The organism is Pseudomonas sp. MONT-RG-20F-20-E-7-02, from assembly GCF_022662395.1.
Classification (GTDB): Bacteria; Pseudomonadota; Gammaproteobacteria; order Pseudomonadales; family Pseudomonadaceae; genus Aquipseudomonas.
This window is the reverse complement of record NZ_JAKNQN010000003.1, coordinates 704,993-719,052: the sequence shown is the minus strand read 5'-3', so window position 1 is coordinate 719,052 and position 14,060 is coordinate 704,993. Positions and strand designations below refer to the sequence as shown.

Annotated in this window: 11 protein-coding genes and 4 tRNA genes; 4 read left to right on the top strand and 11 right to left on the bottom strand. The window is 59.8% G+C overall.

The annotated features are described in order from the left end of the window. Positions 1-27: 27 nt before the first annotated feature. Positions 28-1,683: a M24 family metallopeptidase gene (locus L8I05_RS12475; protein ID WP_242169224.1), complete on the bottom strand. Its 1,656-nt coding sequence runs from the start codon at positions 1,681-1,683 to the stop codon at positions 28-30. Between the two features lie 78 nt (positions 1,684-1,761). Between L8I05_RS12475 and L8I05_RS12470 the strand changes: the two genes are divergently transcribed. Then, positions 1,762-3,243 carry a PLP-dependent aminotransferase family protein gene (locus L8I05_RS12470; RefSeq protein ID WP_242169222.1) on the top strand — a complete coding sequence of 494 codons (1,482 nt, stop codon included), beginning with the start codon at positions 1,762-1,764 and terminating at the stop codon, positions 3,241-3,243. A 59-nt stretch (positions 3,244-3,302) separates the two neighbouring features. On the opposite strand, the gene L8I05_RS12465 is transcribed toward L8I05_RS12470, so the two are convergent. Together L8I05_RS12465 and L8I05_RS12460 are read right to left on the bottom strand one after the other, a co-directional pair. After that, the gene (locus L8I05_RS12465; RefSeq protein WP_177018359.1) at positions 3,303-3,554 is read right to left on the bottom strand and encodes a hypothetical protein; all 252 of its coding nucleotides are present in this window, start codon (positions 3,552-3,554) and stop codon (positions 3,303-3,305) included. Between the two features lie 35 nt (positions 3,555-3,589). Further along, positions 3,590-4,693, bottom strand: coding sequence for a polyamine ABC transporter substrate-binding protein (locus L8I05_RS12460; RefSeq protein ID WP_242169220.1), 1,104 nt, complete (start codon positions 4,691-4,693; stop codon positions 3,590-3,592). 139 nt (positions 4,694-4,832) lie between these two features. Between L8I05_RS12460 and L8I05_RS12455 the strand changes: the two genes are divergently transcribed. Continuing rightward, positions 4,833-5,624, top strand: coding sequence for a LuxR C-terminal-related transcriptional regulator (locus L8I05_RS12455; RefSeq protein ID WP_159955134.1), 792 nt, complete (start codon positions 4,833-4,835; stop codon positions 5,622-5,624). A 12-nt stretch (positions 5,625-5,636) separates the two neighbouring features. Here L8I05_RS12455 and gltS read toward each other — a convergent pair whose 3' ends face one another. From gltS to L8I05_RS12430, 5 genes are all read right to left on the bottom strand, one after another. Further along, on the bottom strand, positions 5,637-6,848 hold the full coding sequence (gene gltS, locus L8I05_RS12450) for a sodium/glutamate symporter (RefSeq protein WP_242169218.1): 1,212 nt from the start codon (positions 6,846-6,848) through the stop codon (positions 5,637-5,639). Positions 6,849-7,050: 202 nt separating this feature from the next. After that, positions 7,051-7,126 (bottom strand) — tRNA-Gly (locus L8I05_RS12445). Between the two features lie 3 nt (positions 7,127-7,129). Next, positions 7,130-7,205: transfer RNA gene (locus L8I05_RS12440), tRNA-Glu, on the bottom strand. Between the two features lie 104 nt (positions 7,206-7,309). Continuing rightward, positions 7,310-7,385, bottom strand: a tRNA-Gly gene (locus tag L8I05_RS12435). 4 nt (positions 7,386-7,389) lie between these two features. Then, positions 7,390-7,465 (bottom strand) — tRNA-Glu (locus L8I05_RS12430). Between the two features lie 370 nt (positions 7,466-7,835). Between L8I05_RS12430 and L8I05_RS12425 the strand changes: the two genes are divergently transcribed. Both L8I05_RS12425 and L8I05_RS12420 read left to right on the top strand, forming a co-directional pair. Further along, on the top strand, positions 7,836-8,594 hold the full coding sequence (locus L8I05_RS12425) for a hypothetical protein (RefSeq protein WP_242169216.1): 759 nt from the start codon (positions 7,836-7,838) through the stop codon (positions 8,592-8,594). 116 nt (positions 8,595-8,710) lie between these two features. Continuing rightward, a complete protein-coding gene (locus L8I05_RS12420; protein WP_242169215.1) occupies positions 8,711-9,523 on the top strand; it encodes an alpha/beta fold hydrolase in 813 nt (270 codons plus the stop codon). A gap of 39 nt (positions 9,524-9,562) precedes the next feature. On the opposite strand, the gene L8I05_RS12415 is transcribed toward L8I05_RS12420, so the two are convergent. From L8I05_RS12415 to L8I05_RS12405, 3 genes are all read right to left on the bottom strand, one after another. Then, the gene (locus L8I05_RS12415; protein ID WP_242169212.1) at positions 9,563-11,530 is read right to left on the bottom strand and encodes a methyl-accepting chemotaxis protein; all 1,968 of its coding nucleotides are present in this window, start codon (positions 11,528-11,530) and stop codon (positions 9,563-9,565) included. Positions 11,531-11,643: 113 nt separating this feature from the next. Then, a complete protein-coding gene (locus L8I05_RS12410) occupies positions 11,644-13,056 on the bottom strand; it encodes a PLP-dependent aminotransferase family protein (protein ID WP_242169211.1) in 1,413 nt (470 codons plus the stop codon). A 203-nt stretch (positions 13,057-13,259) separates the two neighbouring features. Beyond that, on the bottom strand, positions 13,260-14,021 hold the full coding sequence (locus L8I05_RS12405) for an SDR family oxidoreductase (protein WP_242169209.1): 762 nt from the start codon (positions 14,019-14,021) through the stop codon (positions 13,260-13,262). Between the last annotated feature and the right edge of the window lie 39 nt (positions 14,022-14,060).

Here is a 14,060-nt window from a genome sequence, read left to right as displayed (position 1 = left end):
CCCTCTGAGCCCGCCGCAATGGCGGGCTCATCGCATCAGGATGTCTTCGAAGAACCCGCCGATGGGCAACGTCGGATGACAGATCTGGATCTCCAGCACCCACACCATTTCGCTGGGGGTGATCGCCAAGTCAGCCAGCTCCTTGTCCCCGAACAACGCATGGGGGAAATCCGCGAGGCGGTGACCGGCCAGATTACGTGACAGCCGCCAGCCTTTGGCCATGGCACGGGCTTCGGCGAAGTCATAGAGTTCACAACCGGTCATGCCGCGCAGCCAGGCTTCGCGTGTCTCGTCGAAGACTTCATGCAACACCTTCCTGCACTCGAGGTGCAACGGTGCCTCGCCGAAGATGAAGGTGTCGCCGTAGTCACCCTCGTAGCCGTCCCACACCGGCCCCAGGTCCACCACCACGATGTCGCTCGGGCGCAATGTGCGCAGTGGGTCAATCCCTTCCCGGGACGGGCGCACCGTGTCGTCGCCAAAGCGGATGTAAGTCGGGTGCCAAGTGTGCGAGGCGCCCATGGCCTGCAATTGCTGGCTGGCCATTTCCAGGGCGGCGCCGGTGGTCATGCCGACCTTCAACTGGCTGGCGATGGCGGCCAGCGCTCGCACGGTTTTGTCCCGCGCGGCGAGCATGCCGTCCAGCGAATAGCGGGGGCCGACTTTTTCCCAGGTGTCATCCAGCGAACCGAGCAACGTATCAACACTCGACTGGCCGCTGGGCACGAAGGCTTCGGCGACAAAACGATGGCTCGGCAGGCCCGCTTCCAGGCAATTCGCACGCGCCTGGCTGATCATCGCGCCGTTGCCGCAGGCATACACCTGCGCCGCTTCCCAGGCGTGCCCATGGTTCAGCGCTACTTCCTGCACACGGCCTTCTGTGGCCAATACCGAATGCCAGCGAAAATGCGCATGGTCGATGACTGCCTGATCCAGAAATGCGCGGTCGTAAAAATCGGTCGCCTGCGCGCCGCCCCAGTAAAACGTCACCTCGACGTCGCGTTTCAAAGCGGTCAGCAGGATCGGCTTGATCCCCGCGTAGCCGGTGCCCGTGGCGAACAGGACCACGGGCGCAGCGTCATCGTCCTGCCAGGTGCAGGCACCAAACGGCCCTTCCAGTTGCAGCAGATCGCCGGCCTCAAGGTCGCCCAGCAGGGTCTCGGAGAACAGCCCGCCGCTCACCCGGCGAATCTGAAACACCAGGCGGCCATCGCCCTCGGCCGGCAGGTTGGCGATCGAGAAGCAGCGTGAGTCGCCGTCGACCAGGCGGAACTTGAGGTATTGGCCGGCCCGCACGGCCAGCGGCCTATCCGGCATCACCACCAACTCAATGATGTCGGGGCTCAGTGCGCGCTTGCTCAGCACCGTCGCCTCGACGACCAGTGCAGGCGTGTCCAGCGACCAGCCGGGAATCTCCAGGCGCATGTCGGCGCAGGCGTGGCTTTGGCACAACAGCAGTTCATTGGCCGCCAGCGGGTAACAGGGCGCGGGTGCGCCGGGCGCCAGTTGCTTGGCCCGGTACTGCCCTTGCGTGACCACCACCTTGCACGAGCCACAGGCACCGCGTCGGCACGAGAACGGCACCGACAGGCCGCTGGCGAGCATGGCGTCGAGCAACAGTTCGTCACCGGCTTCAAAGGTTTTCCCCGAGGGAGACAGTTCGATTACATGGCGTGTGTGCATAAAAACCTCAGGGCTGAGTGAGGCTTGATTGTTGCGCTAGACTAGGCCCATTAGAACCTCCAGTTTTGGATACTTCAGATGGTCCAGATGCGTAAATGGCGCCCGTTGCTCAAGCTGGATGCGAGTGCACGCCAGGCGTCCTACCGGCAAATTGCCGAAGGCCTGGTCGCGGCGATCCTTGAGGGGCGGTTGCCGCCCGGAACACTGCTACCCGGCACGCGGGAGATGGCGAAGCTGCTCGACGTCAACCGCAAGACCGTGATCCTGGCCTACGAAGAAGCCTTGACCAAAGGCTGGCTGGTCAGCGAGCCGCGGCGCGGCACGTTCGTCAATGCGCAACTGGCCCCCACGCCACTGCCCAGCCGTGTGCAACCGTCGTTTGCACCGCCGCTCCTGGCGCAAGCCGTGGTTCCGTATTTCACCCAGAACGCCCAGATTATTGCCCTCGAACACCGGCATGACGCGCTGTTTTTCGATAACGGTGCCTGCGATCACCGCTTGCTGCCCCAGGCGGTGTTGCATCGTTACTACCGCAACGCCCTGCGCAGCAGTTTTGCCTCCAACAGCGTGCGCTACGGCAGTGAAGGCACCGGCCATGAGTTGCGTTGCGCGCTGGCAGAGATGCTGCGCAACACGCGCGGGCTGAGGGTGAGCGCTGAAAATATCTGCCTGACGCCCGGCACCCAGGTGTCGCTGTACCTGACCGCCAGCCTGCTGATCAAGCCCGGCGACGTGGTGCTGGTGGAGCGCCTGAGCTATCCGCCGGCCTGGGAGATTTTCCGCAAGCTGGGCGCGCGGTTGATCACCGTGGACATGGACGATGAAGGCTGCCGCACCGACCACATCGAGCAGTTATGCCAGGCGCATGACGTGCGAATGATCTACCTCACACCGCATCATCAATTCCCCACCACCGTCAGCCTGCATGCGGCGCGGCGCCAACACTTGCTGGCCCTGGCGGCCTTGCATGACTTGTGCATCATTGAAGAAGACTACGACCACGAATATCACTTCAACGGGCGGCCCTACCTGCCACTGGCCAGTGATCACGCGCAACGCCATGTGATCTATATCGGTTCGTTATCCAAGGCGCTGGGGTCGACGTTCCGCTGCAGTTACGTGGTCGCCCCCGCCAGTGTGATTGAGGTGCTGCAGCGCAGCGCCGCTTTGGTGGTGGGCGACACCGACGCGGTGGCGCAGAAGATGCTCGCAGACCTGATCAATCAGGGCGAGTTGAAGAAACACCTGCGCCGGGTTTCGAAAGAATACGCGGCGCGTCGGGAGGTGCTGCAGGGCTGCCTGTACGCGGCATTCGGCGAACGCATTCAGGTGCGCGAACCGGAAGGTGGCCTGGCACTGTGGGTGCGTTTCGAGGATGAAATCGACGTCGATCAGTTGGTAGAAAATGCCCTGGGCCACGGCGTTGTGGTGCGCAGCGCACGGCAGTTTTCGCCGATGAACCTGCCGGAAAACGCACTGCGCCTGGGTTTCGCCTCGCTGGATCGAGACGAGATCCGTGAAGCCACGCTGCGCCTGGCGCGGGCCATGAACTTCCGTTGAAACACGCGCACAAAAAAACGCCGATCAGGCGTGATCGGCGTTTTGGCGGGTTACAGCGTTCAGAGAGGGAGCATTAAACGAGAGTTCTCTTCCTGCCGGGCAAGTTCGGGAAATTCCAGCAGCAGTGCCCGGTTGCCCCTGCCGATGTGCTCCATGACCGCTCGCGTCACGTGTTCACGCACCATCCCGGTCGAGACGTAATACATGGCCCAGGCTTGTTCCGGCGTACAGTGACCGATCTGCTCTTCGATTTCCTTGTACGCCTGGTAGTCGTCCGATTTCACGTCGCACTGGTAATCACGTTGGCCCATGCTTTATCTCCCTCTCTGGGACTTTACTCACCCGATCACGTACCACTCTTCACTTTGGTCCACACGCGCGTGCGGATGCGCTCCAACTTCAACGGCAACGGTTCCAGCGGGACCAGCGTGGCGATGGTTTCCTTGGACGGATAAACCCAAGGGTTGTCGCGCAGCTTCTGCTCTACAAATACCGTGGCATCCTTGTTGGCGTTGGGGTAAAGCGTGTGATTGGAGCTTTTGGCAATCACCTCGGGCTCAAGCATGTAGTTGATAAACGCCAAGCCTTCTTTTGCGTGAGGTGCGTCTTTGAGCAGCACAAAATTCTCCGACCATACCAACCCGCCCTCGCGCGGCAGGCTGTAGGCGATCTTGCGGCCGGTGTGGTTTTTTTCGTTGATGGCCTGTGCCGCCAGCGCCCCATTCGCCCAGCCCACGACCACACAAATATTGCCATCGGCAAAGTCGGCGTCGGTTCTGGAGGAATCGAAGTAGAGGACGTAGGGGCGAATTTTCAACAACAGCGCCTGAGCCTTCTGGTAGTCCTCAGGGTTCTGGCTGTTACTTGGCAGCCCGAGGTAGTTCAACGCGATCGAAATGATTTCACTCGGCGAGTCGAGCATTGCCACGCCACAGGACTTGAGCTTGCTGATGTTTTCTTCTTTGAAGATCAGGTCCCAACTGTTTACCGGGGCGTTGTCACCCAGTGCGGCTTTGACTTTATCCACGTCATAACCGATGCCGGTGGTGCCCCACAGGTAGGGAATGGCGTAGCGATTGCCTGGGTCGTTAGCCGAAAGCAGGGCCAGCATCTCGGGGTCGATATGGGCATAGTTGCTCAGCTGGCTGCGGTCCAGCGGTGCGAGCACGCCTGCCTGGATCAGGCTTGGCAGGACATTCGAGGTGGCGACGACGACGTCATACCCGGTGCGCCCGGCCATGACTTTGCTCTGCATGAGTTCGGCGCTGTCGAAGGCGTCCACGTGCATCCTGGTGCCGGTTTTTTGCTCAAATTCCTTTGGGGTCTCTGGCGCGATCAACCCAAACCAGTTGTACAGATTGACCCGTGACTCTGCGGCCGCTGCCGGCGCGCTGATACCGACGCAGACCAGCGAGGCAAAAAAAAGGGCTCGCAAATGTGATTGACTCATATAACTTTCCTTGTCAAAAACGACAGGCCATCATGGCCATGACTCACAGGCTGGTGAATATACCCGGCGTCGCCGATTAGTAAATACCTACAAGTACTTAGCTCGGCCCTACGATTCCCTAACCCTAAAGGGGTAGAACATGTCACTCGACCTGCATAACCTGGCCTGGCATCGATCGGCAGGCAAGCTGATCATGGAGCTGAATCGCCCAGCCTTCTGGAGCTCGCTGGTGCGCGTGTTAAGGGAGTATGTGCAGATCGATAACTGGGTGGTGCTGGTGTTCAGCAATGAACAGGTCAACGTTGTGTGCGTGACCGAGGTTGCCGACGCGGAAGAAGTGGACGCCCTGACCGAACGTTATGTGAAAGGGCTGTACCTGCTGGATCCGTTCTACATCGCCAACCGTGAAAACCCGCAGAGCGGCTTTTTCCATTTGTCGGACATCGCGCCGGAGCACTTCCTGACCACTGAGTATTACCACCAGTATTTCGCCCAGTACGTATCAGTGGACGAGGTGCAATACAACGTCCAGCTCGATGCGGACAGAACGCTGTGCATATCATTTGGCAGTAACGTGCGCTTCAGCCCGGAGCAGATCGCCACACTGGATATCATCAAGCCGTGGGTGATGGCGCTGATGCACCAGCGCATGTGCTTTGAGCTTGATGTGGAAAAAAACCTGACTGAACCACCGCTCTGGTCGGAAGCGATTATTCAGCTGGGCACCCAGATCACCACGCGGGAAAAGGACGTACTTAAATTGTTGCTCAGTGGTTTCTCTAATAAAGAGATCGCCGGCAAGCTGTTCCTGTCGACGGAAACCGTCAAGGTGCACCGGCGCAACATTTACAACAAGTTGAACATCAAGTCGCAGTCCGAACTGTTTGCGCGTTTCTTCATGCCGAAGCAGGATGCTCACGCGCTGAATTGAATGCGCCGGGCCTCAGCCCGACGCGCCCAGAAACGGCAGCGCCAGGAACAACTTGATCACCACCGCATTGGTGATATCGATAAAAAACGCCCCCACCATCGGCACCACCAGAAAGGCTATCTGCGAAGGGCCGAAGCGTTGTGTTACCGCCTGCATATTGGCAATCGCGGTAGGCGTGGCGCCCAAGCCAAAACCGCAGTGCCCTGCCGCCAGCACTGCCGCGTCGTAGTTGCTGCCCATGACCCGGAACGTCACGAAAATCGCGAACAGCGCCATCAACAACGCCTGCGCGGCCAACAGGATGACAATCGGCAACGCCAGCGCCGCCAGGTCCCAGAGCTTGAGCGACATCAGCGCAATCGCCAGGAACAGCGACAGGCTGACATTGCCCAGCAACGATACCTCACGCTCAAACACTTGATGCCAGCCGAGTACCGACAAGCCGTTGCGCAGCACTACACCGACGAACAACACGCACACAAAGGTCGGCAGCTCGAAGGCCGTGCCTTGGATAAAACCACTCAGGAACGTGCCGATCTGTAGGCTGATCGCCAGCAACGCCAACGTCTCAATAAACGAAAACGAAGTGATCATGCGTTCCTGATTGGGCTGTTCAAAGCCCTTGGCCGGGCGCGGTTGCGCGTGTTCAAGGCCAGGCACCTGCACGCGCTTGATCAGCAAGCGTGCCACCGGCCCACCAATCAAGCCGCCCAGCACCAGACCAAAGGTCGCCGAAGCAATCGCCAGTTCAGAGGCGGAGGCCACGCCGTACTTCTGACTGAACACCGCGCCCCAGGCAGCGCCTGTGCCATGCCCACCCGACAGGGTGACAGAACCGGCCAGCAAGCCCATCAATGGGTCGAGCCCCAACGCCTTGGCCAAAGCGATGCCCATGGCATTTTGCACCACCAATAAAGCCGTCACGACCAGCAGGAAAATCCCCAGAACACGCCCGCCGCGTTTCAAGCTGGCGAAATCCGCGTTCAGGCCAATGGTGGCAAAAAACGCCAACATTAATGGGGTTTGCAAAGACGCATCGAATCGAACCTCAATGCCCGCCAGTGCGCGCAACGCCAGGAGTAACGCGGCAACCAATAAACCACCGGCGACGGGTTCCGGAATACTGTAGGTGCGTAAAAAACCGATGCGAGCCACCAGCCAACGCCCCAGCAACAACACCAGGGAAGCGGCGACCAAGGTTGAATAGAAATCGAGTTGCAGCATCTGGGCAGTTCTCTGAGATGAACAGTGAGAATAATCTGGCCAGAGTAGAGACAGCGGGACAGGTACACAGCCGGCAGATGCTAATTACAGACCATTCCTACGAGATTCACCACCAAGCCTACGCGGCAGGTGAGTCTTGCCCGATAAAAAATCGACACGAACAAAAACGCCGATCATCACTGATCGGCGTTTTCGTTAAATATGGAGCGGGAAACGAGACTCGAACTCGCGACCCCGACCTTGGCAAGGTCGTGCTCTACCAACTGAGCTATTCCCGCAAATGGCGTCCCCTAGGGGACTCGAACCCCTGTTACCGCCGTGAAAGGGCGGTGTCCTAGGCCACTAGACGAAGGGGACACGCTACTGAAACACATGGTGTGTATTTCAGTGCCCAGAGATTAAATCCGAAGATTACGCCCTGGTTTCACTCAGTGTCGCCCGAAAGCAACACTGCTTAAATTTGGAGCGGGAAACGAGACTCGAACTCGCGACCCCGACCTTGGCAAGGTCGTGCTCTACCAACTGAGCTATTCCCGCATATTGGCGTCCCCTAGGGGACTCGAACCCCTGTTACCGCCGTGAAAGGGCGGTGTCCTAGGCCACTAGACGAAGGGGACACACGTACAACATTCACTCCCTACCGCGTTTCGCTGTGTGCTTTACGCTGTAAGTGGCGCGCATTCTATGGATGGATTGAAAGGTCGTCAACCCCCAAGGATAAATTTATTTAAATCAATGACTTCCCCCTGCTTTCCAGGGCTTTGCGGGCATTGTGCCCGTCCAGGCTTTGGCGCCTATATTCTGGCGTCCGACAAGGCGCTATAGTTCGCCCCAGCAAATGATGGCAATGTGCATCTATGCAGGGAAAGCGTACCTATATAGAAGAAACTACCTGGGCAACTGGTCGAACAATCCTATCCGTCGGATGGCCCAGTCACTACACTCCACAGCAAACCCTATAAAGAGGTCACACCGGTGACACCACTCATGATCACCCTGCTGGTAATAGCCGGGATCGTAATACTGATCGCCATTGGCTACATGAACCACGTGGTGGAAAACAACAAACTGGAAAAGAAGCGCACCGAGATCGAGCTTAACGATCGCCTGCGTCGCTGCGGTGAAATCACCGAGACGTTCCCCGGCCAGTTGATGACCCCGAAGCTGAAACTGTTGTTGACCCGCCTGGAGCTCAACGTCAACCAGCGCCTGTTGAACCTTAACAAGTCCAGCGCGCCGCTCAAGGCCCGTATCGCTGAGTTGAATGCACTGATCGGCCAGGGCGAATCGATTCCGGTGACCAACCCACCGGCGCCGATCCAGACCGAAGCCAAGGCCAAGGACGTGCGCTTCCTGCTCGAAGCCCTGCACGGCCAAGTCACCCGTGCGGCCCAGGACGGTTTCCTGCCGACCAACGAAGCCAAGCACTGGATCAAGGAAATTCGCCATATCCTGGTATTGCTGCACATCGAGTTCTTCAACAACCTCGGCCAGCATGCCCTGCAACAAGGCCAGCCTGGTCAGGCACGCCTGGCGTTCGAGCGCGGCGTACAGTACTTGCGCAAACAGCCGGAGCCGGTGCTCTACAGCGCGCAACTGCAGTTGCTGGAGTCGCAACTGGCGCGCGCCAACTCCACGGTGCTGACCAACAGCCAGCCCGCCGAAGACGAAGTCAACGAGTTGACCGAAGGCCTGAAAGTCGTCGATGCCGACGCCGAGTGGAAAAAGAAAGCCATCTACGACTGATCGCACTACCTTCCATGTGGCGAGTTCCTCGCCACATGCCATCACTTTGCACCTATCCCCCCGCCTCCGACTAGCGTAAAAAAGTGCCCCTCACTCCGTGAAGTTAGAGGCCTGCTATGCCTGTTGCCGTGATTGATGGACAACCGCTGCACTACGTCGACCAGGGCACCGGTCCGGTCGTCCTGCTGGGTTCGAGTTATCTGTGGGGCCGCGAGATGTGGGCGCCGCAAATTGAAGCTTTGTCGCAACAGTACCGGGTGATCGTCCCCGAACTGTGGGGCCACGGCGAATCCGGCCCGCTGCCGGCGCACACCCACTCCCTGGACGACCTCGCACGCCAGACCCTCGCGCTGCTGGATCAGTTGGATATCGCCCACATCAATCTGGTCGGCCTGTCGGTTGGCGGCATGTGGGGCGCGCGCCTTGCACTGCTGGCACCTGAGCGCATCAACAGCCTGGTGCTGATGGACACCTACCTCGGCGCCGAGCCCGAGGCTACCCGCCAATACTATTTCTCGCTGTTCAAGATGATCGAAGACGCCGGCGCTATCCCCGAGCCGTTGCTGGATGTGGTTGCACCGATCTTCTTCCGCCCGACGATTGATCGTGAATCAGCGCTGTATCAGGATTTTCGCAGCGCGTTGCAGGCGTTTCCCAAGGAACGCCTGCAGCAAAGCATCGTGCCGCTGGGCCGCCTGATCTTCAGCCGCGCCGACATCCTCGACCAACTGCCGCGCCTGGACACCGACACCACCCTGGTCATGTGTGGCGAACAGGACAAGCCTCGGCCGCCCGCCGAATCCAAGGAAATGGCCGATCTGATCGGGTGCAGCCTGACGCTGATTCCAGAAGCGGGGCATATCTCTTCTCGAGAAAACCCGGACTTCGTCAATGAAGCGCTGCTGACCTTCCTCGCCAACCACGCCTGATCGCCGCCCTGCCCTTTGATCGCAGTGCAAATGCTGCGATCAAAGCCGGAAGTGCCCGACCATGCCCTTGAGCTCCGCCCCCAACTGCGCCAGTTGGATGCTCGACGCGGCATTGCCTTGCATGCTCAACGCCGACTGATCGGCACTGGCACGAATGCTGGTGACGCTGCGATTGATCTCTTCGGCCACCGAACTTTGCTCCTCGGCCGCCGCGGCTATCTGTTGGTTCATCTGCTGAATCAGCGACACCGCTGCCGCGATGCTGCCCAGCGCACTCTCGGTTTCCAGCGCATCGCTGACCGCCAGCTTCACCAACTCGCCACTTTGCTGGATCTGCTGCACTGACGACTGCGCCGCGCTGCGCAACGTACTGACCAGCCGCTCGATTTCCTCGGTCGATTGCTGTGTGCGCTTGGCCAGCGCCCGGACTTCATCGGCCACCACCGCGAAACCTCGGCCTTGCTCACCGGCGCGGGCCGCTTCGATAGCAGCGTTGAGGGCGAGCAAATTGGTTTGTTCGGCCACGCTTTTGATCACGCTCAGCACGGTGCCGATATTCTGGATTTCCGCGCTCAGGCTTTCGATACTCGCGCTGGCACTGGTGCTGGAGGTGGCGAGCAATTCAATGCGTTGCAGGCTTTGACGCACCACCTGCTGGCCGCTGTCGACTTTGTCATCGGCGGTCTGCGCGGCTTGCGCGGCCTCTTCGGCGTTGCGCGCCACGTCATGCACCGTGGCGGTCATCTGGTTCATCGCCGTGGCAACCTGCTCGGTTTCTTCTTTCTGGCTGCTGACCTCGACATTGGTCTGTTCGGTGACACTGGACAGTGATTGCGCCGAACTGGCCAATTGCTCAATGCCGGCCTGCAGCCCGCTGACCATCTGGCTCAAACCGCTGCCCATCTGTTGCATCGCCTGCATCAACTGGCCGATTTCATCACGCCGACTGACCTCCATCCGCCCAGTCAAATCACCCGCAGCAATCTGCTGGGCCACGGCGATCACACGGCGCAACGGCGCCACGATCAACCGGGTAATCACCCACGCGGCAATCAAGCCCACCAGCAGTGCCAGCGCTGACGAAACGACGATCAGCAGCGCGCTTTTTTTCAGCTGCGCCTGCATGGATTGATCTTCAGCGTCATACGCCTGGTTGACGCGGCTGACAACTTGATCGGCGCGGTCATGCAATTGCTTGTAGACGACTTTTTCCTGGGCCAGCAGCCCGGTGTACTCACCGAGTTTCTCGCTGAACGCGGCGATATGCCCGGACACTTCGTTGAGCACAGTCTGGTAACCCGCGTCCTTGACCGAGGTTTTCAGTTGCTCGACCTGCGCCAGGGCTTGGTCGGCCTGCTCGATCTTGCCTTGCTCGGCGTTGTCCGCATCGACCTTGCGGCTCTGATCCAGGCGCAGTCGCGCTTCGTTCATGGCTTGCAACATCAAGCGCGACACCTGGCTGACCTGCCCGGCCTGCTCGATAAACTCGGCGCCGTCCTTGCCCTGGCTTTCCTTGAGGCCATAGGCGCCATCGTCGGCCAGGCCTGCCTGCAACACGTCGAGGTTATTGGCCACACTGGAGACCGACCAACTGGCCATTTCCAGGGCCAGGTCCTTGGTCTGGGTCAACTCGACAAACTCGTCGAACGCCTTGCGATACGCGGCCAGCGCCTGTTCAACCTCGCTCATCACCGGCACATTCGCGGCGGACTGGGCCTTGAGGCTGGCGGCTTGGGCGGCCAAGGCGTCGACGCGTTCGTGCAGGGCGTCGACGGCCTTGGGGTCGGCGTGCAACGCGTAATCCTGCTCGATCAGGCGCACCTTGAGCAGGCCACTGTTGAGCGAAGACATTGCCTTGAGGCCCTCAAAACGTTGACCCACGGTTTGCAGGGACCACACGCCAATGGCCGCCACCAGCGCCGTCAGCAGCAGCACCAGGGTGAAGCCCACGCCCAGTTTTTTCGCCATACCAAGGTTGGCGAAACGTCGTTGCACGGCCGAAATCATTGCACTTGATCCTCTTGCAATGGCAGATGCCATCAAGCCTGGTTTCCATGCTGCGAGATTCGCAACGACGCGCTACCGGCACAAGACGTTGGCGCCACAATAATGGCAAAAAGCTACACGCTCGTCGTTTTCAGAATGGTCGAGGTCGATCTGGCAGGCCCCATCGCACGGAACAACGCCAACGCCCGCTGATCAGCAGCATAGGCCACATTGATGCGCAGCCAGTCACTGTGTTCGCCTTTGGGACTGAACAGCGCCCCCGGCGACAGCAATACACACAAGCGCCGGGCGCACGCCTGCAACCGCGAACGGTCACCGACGCCAGGTCGCGCCCACACAAACATGCCCCCGGCGGGCACGGCAAACACCTCCCACTCTTCGTCCTCCAGCACCTGCAAGGTCGCCGCCATTTGCGTGTTCAAACGCTTGCGCAGGCGCTGCACCCATTTGCGGTAAGTGCCGTTGGCCAATAGCGTAGCCACCACGGCTTCGGCAAACCGCGAGGTGCCGATGCCCGTTAACGTCTTGAGCGTGGCCATCTTCGTGACAAGCGCTGCACTGGCGCTCAGATACCCCACCCGCAGGGCACTGCTGAGGGTTTTGGAGAAACTCGAGATATAGATCACCCGCCCTTCATGGGGCAGCGCCGACAGCCGTGTGCAACTGGCGTGCTGCAAGTCGCCGTAGACGTCTTCTTCGACGATCAGGAAATCTTCGCTGTGCGCCAGTTGCAACAGACGCTCCGCCACCCCGCGGCACAGGCTGGTGCCGGTGGGGTTGTGATACAGGCAATTGATGAACAGGCACTTGGGGCGATGGCTTTGCAGCAGCGTCTCCAGCACCGGGATGTCCGGGCCACCCACGACGCGTGGCACTTCCAGCAGCTTGACGCCGTGGCGTTCCAACTGCCTGTAGAGGTTGGCATAACCGGGCGTCTCGACCACCACCGTATCGCCGGCCTTGAGCAATGTGCGTATCAACAAGTCCTGTGCATGGCTGGCGCCGTGGGTGGTGAGGATGCAATCGAGGTGGGTGACCACCTTCATCTGGGTCAACCGCTTGAGCAATTGTTCGCGTAACACCGGCAACCCCAGCGGCGTGCTGTAGTTGAACAGGGCGACGGTGTCGGTGCGGCTGATCTCGCGGATGGCGTAACAGATGTCATCGCTTTCTCGCCAAGCGTCCGGCAACCAGCCGCAGCCCAGCTTCAATTCGCCCAACGGCCCCTCGACATAGGCGCCCCAGCCCAGCTCCGCACCTTCATACCATTGGCTTTCCAGGGAAACCGGCGGTTGAGCCACAACAAATCCCGCGCCCTGTTTTGCCTCCAATAACCCTTGGGCCACCATACGTTCGAAGGCTTCGAGCACGCTGGATTGACTGAGCAGGTTATCAAGGGCCAATTGCCGGATGGACGGCAAGCGCGTGCCGGGGCTCGCGCCGCTCTTGCGAATCCATTGCGCCACCGCACTGACGATTTGCTGCACCACCGGTACAAGGGCCTGTCGATCGATGCCTAAATCCATGAGCCACTCACTTCAACTGTCTGTTAATCAACCCTAAACAGTTAAGCACAGAAGCCCGGTTCAACTGGTCGCAAAAAATTATTAAATCATTGATTTTATTGAGTTATTTACCTACTGATACACAATCTGACGAGGCCTTGTGCCAGCCATGGAAACGCCCCACAGCGCGCCTGGCGTTTTCGAATAGGCAGCGACATGGAGTCCTAGATAGCCGTCGCACCACCGTCCACCGCCAGCGCCTGCCCCGTGGTGAACGCTGCACCGTCGCTGCACAGGTACAGCACGGCACTGGCGATTTCCTCCACCTTGCCAATGCGCCCGACCGGGTGCATGGCCGCCGCAAATTCGGCTTTGCGCGGGTCGGCTTCATAGGCTCGGCGGAACATGTCGGTGTCGATCACGGCAGGGCATACCGCATTCACACGAATTTTCTTCTTCGCGTACTCAATGGCTGCCGACTTGGTCAGGCCGATGACCGCGTGTTTGGACGCAGCATAAATGCTCATCTTCGGCGCCGCCCCCAACCCTGCCACCGACGCCGTGTTGACGATCGCCCCGCCGCCCTGGGCCAGCAGCAGCGGCAACTGGTACTTCATGCACAGCCACACGCCTTTGACGTTAACGCCCATGATCGCGTCGAACTCATCCAGGCTGCCGTCGGCCAGCTTGCCCTTTTCAATCTCGATGCCGGCGTTGTTGAAGGCATAGTCGAGGCGCCCATAGGCGGCGACGGTCTGTGCCATCAATTGCTGCACATCAGCCTCCAGCGTGACGTTGCAGCGCACAAAAATCGCCTCGCCACCGGCCTGCTGAATCAGCGCAACCGTGCCCTCGCCGCCCGCCACATCCAGGTCGGCAACCACTACTTTCAAGCCCTCTGCGGCGAATGCCAGCGCGGTGGCGCGACCAATACCTGCGGCGGCGCCAGTTACCAGGGCGACCTGGCCGGTAAACGTCATGCTCATGGAGGATGTCCTATGCAAGAAATAGCTGTGGCACGAGTC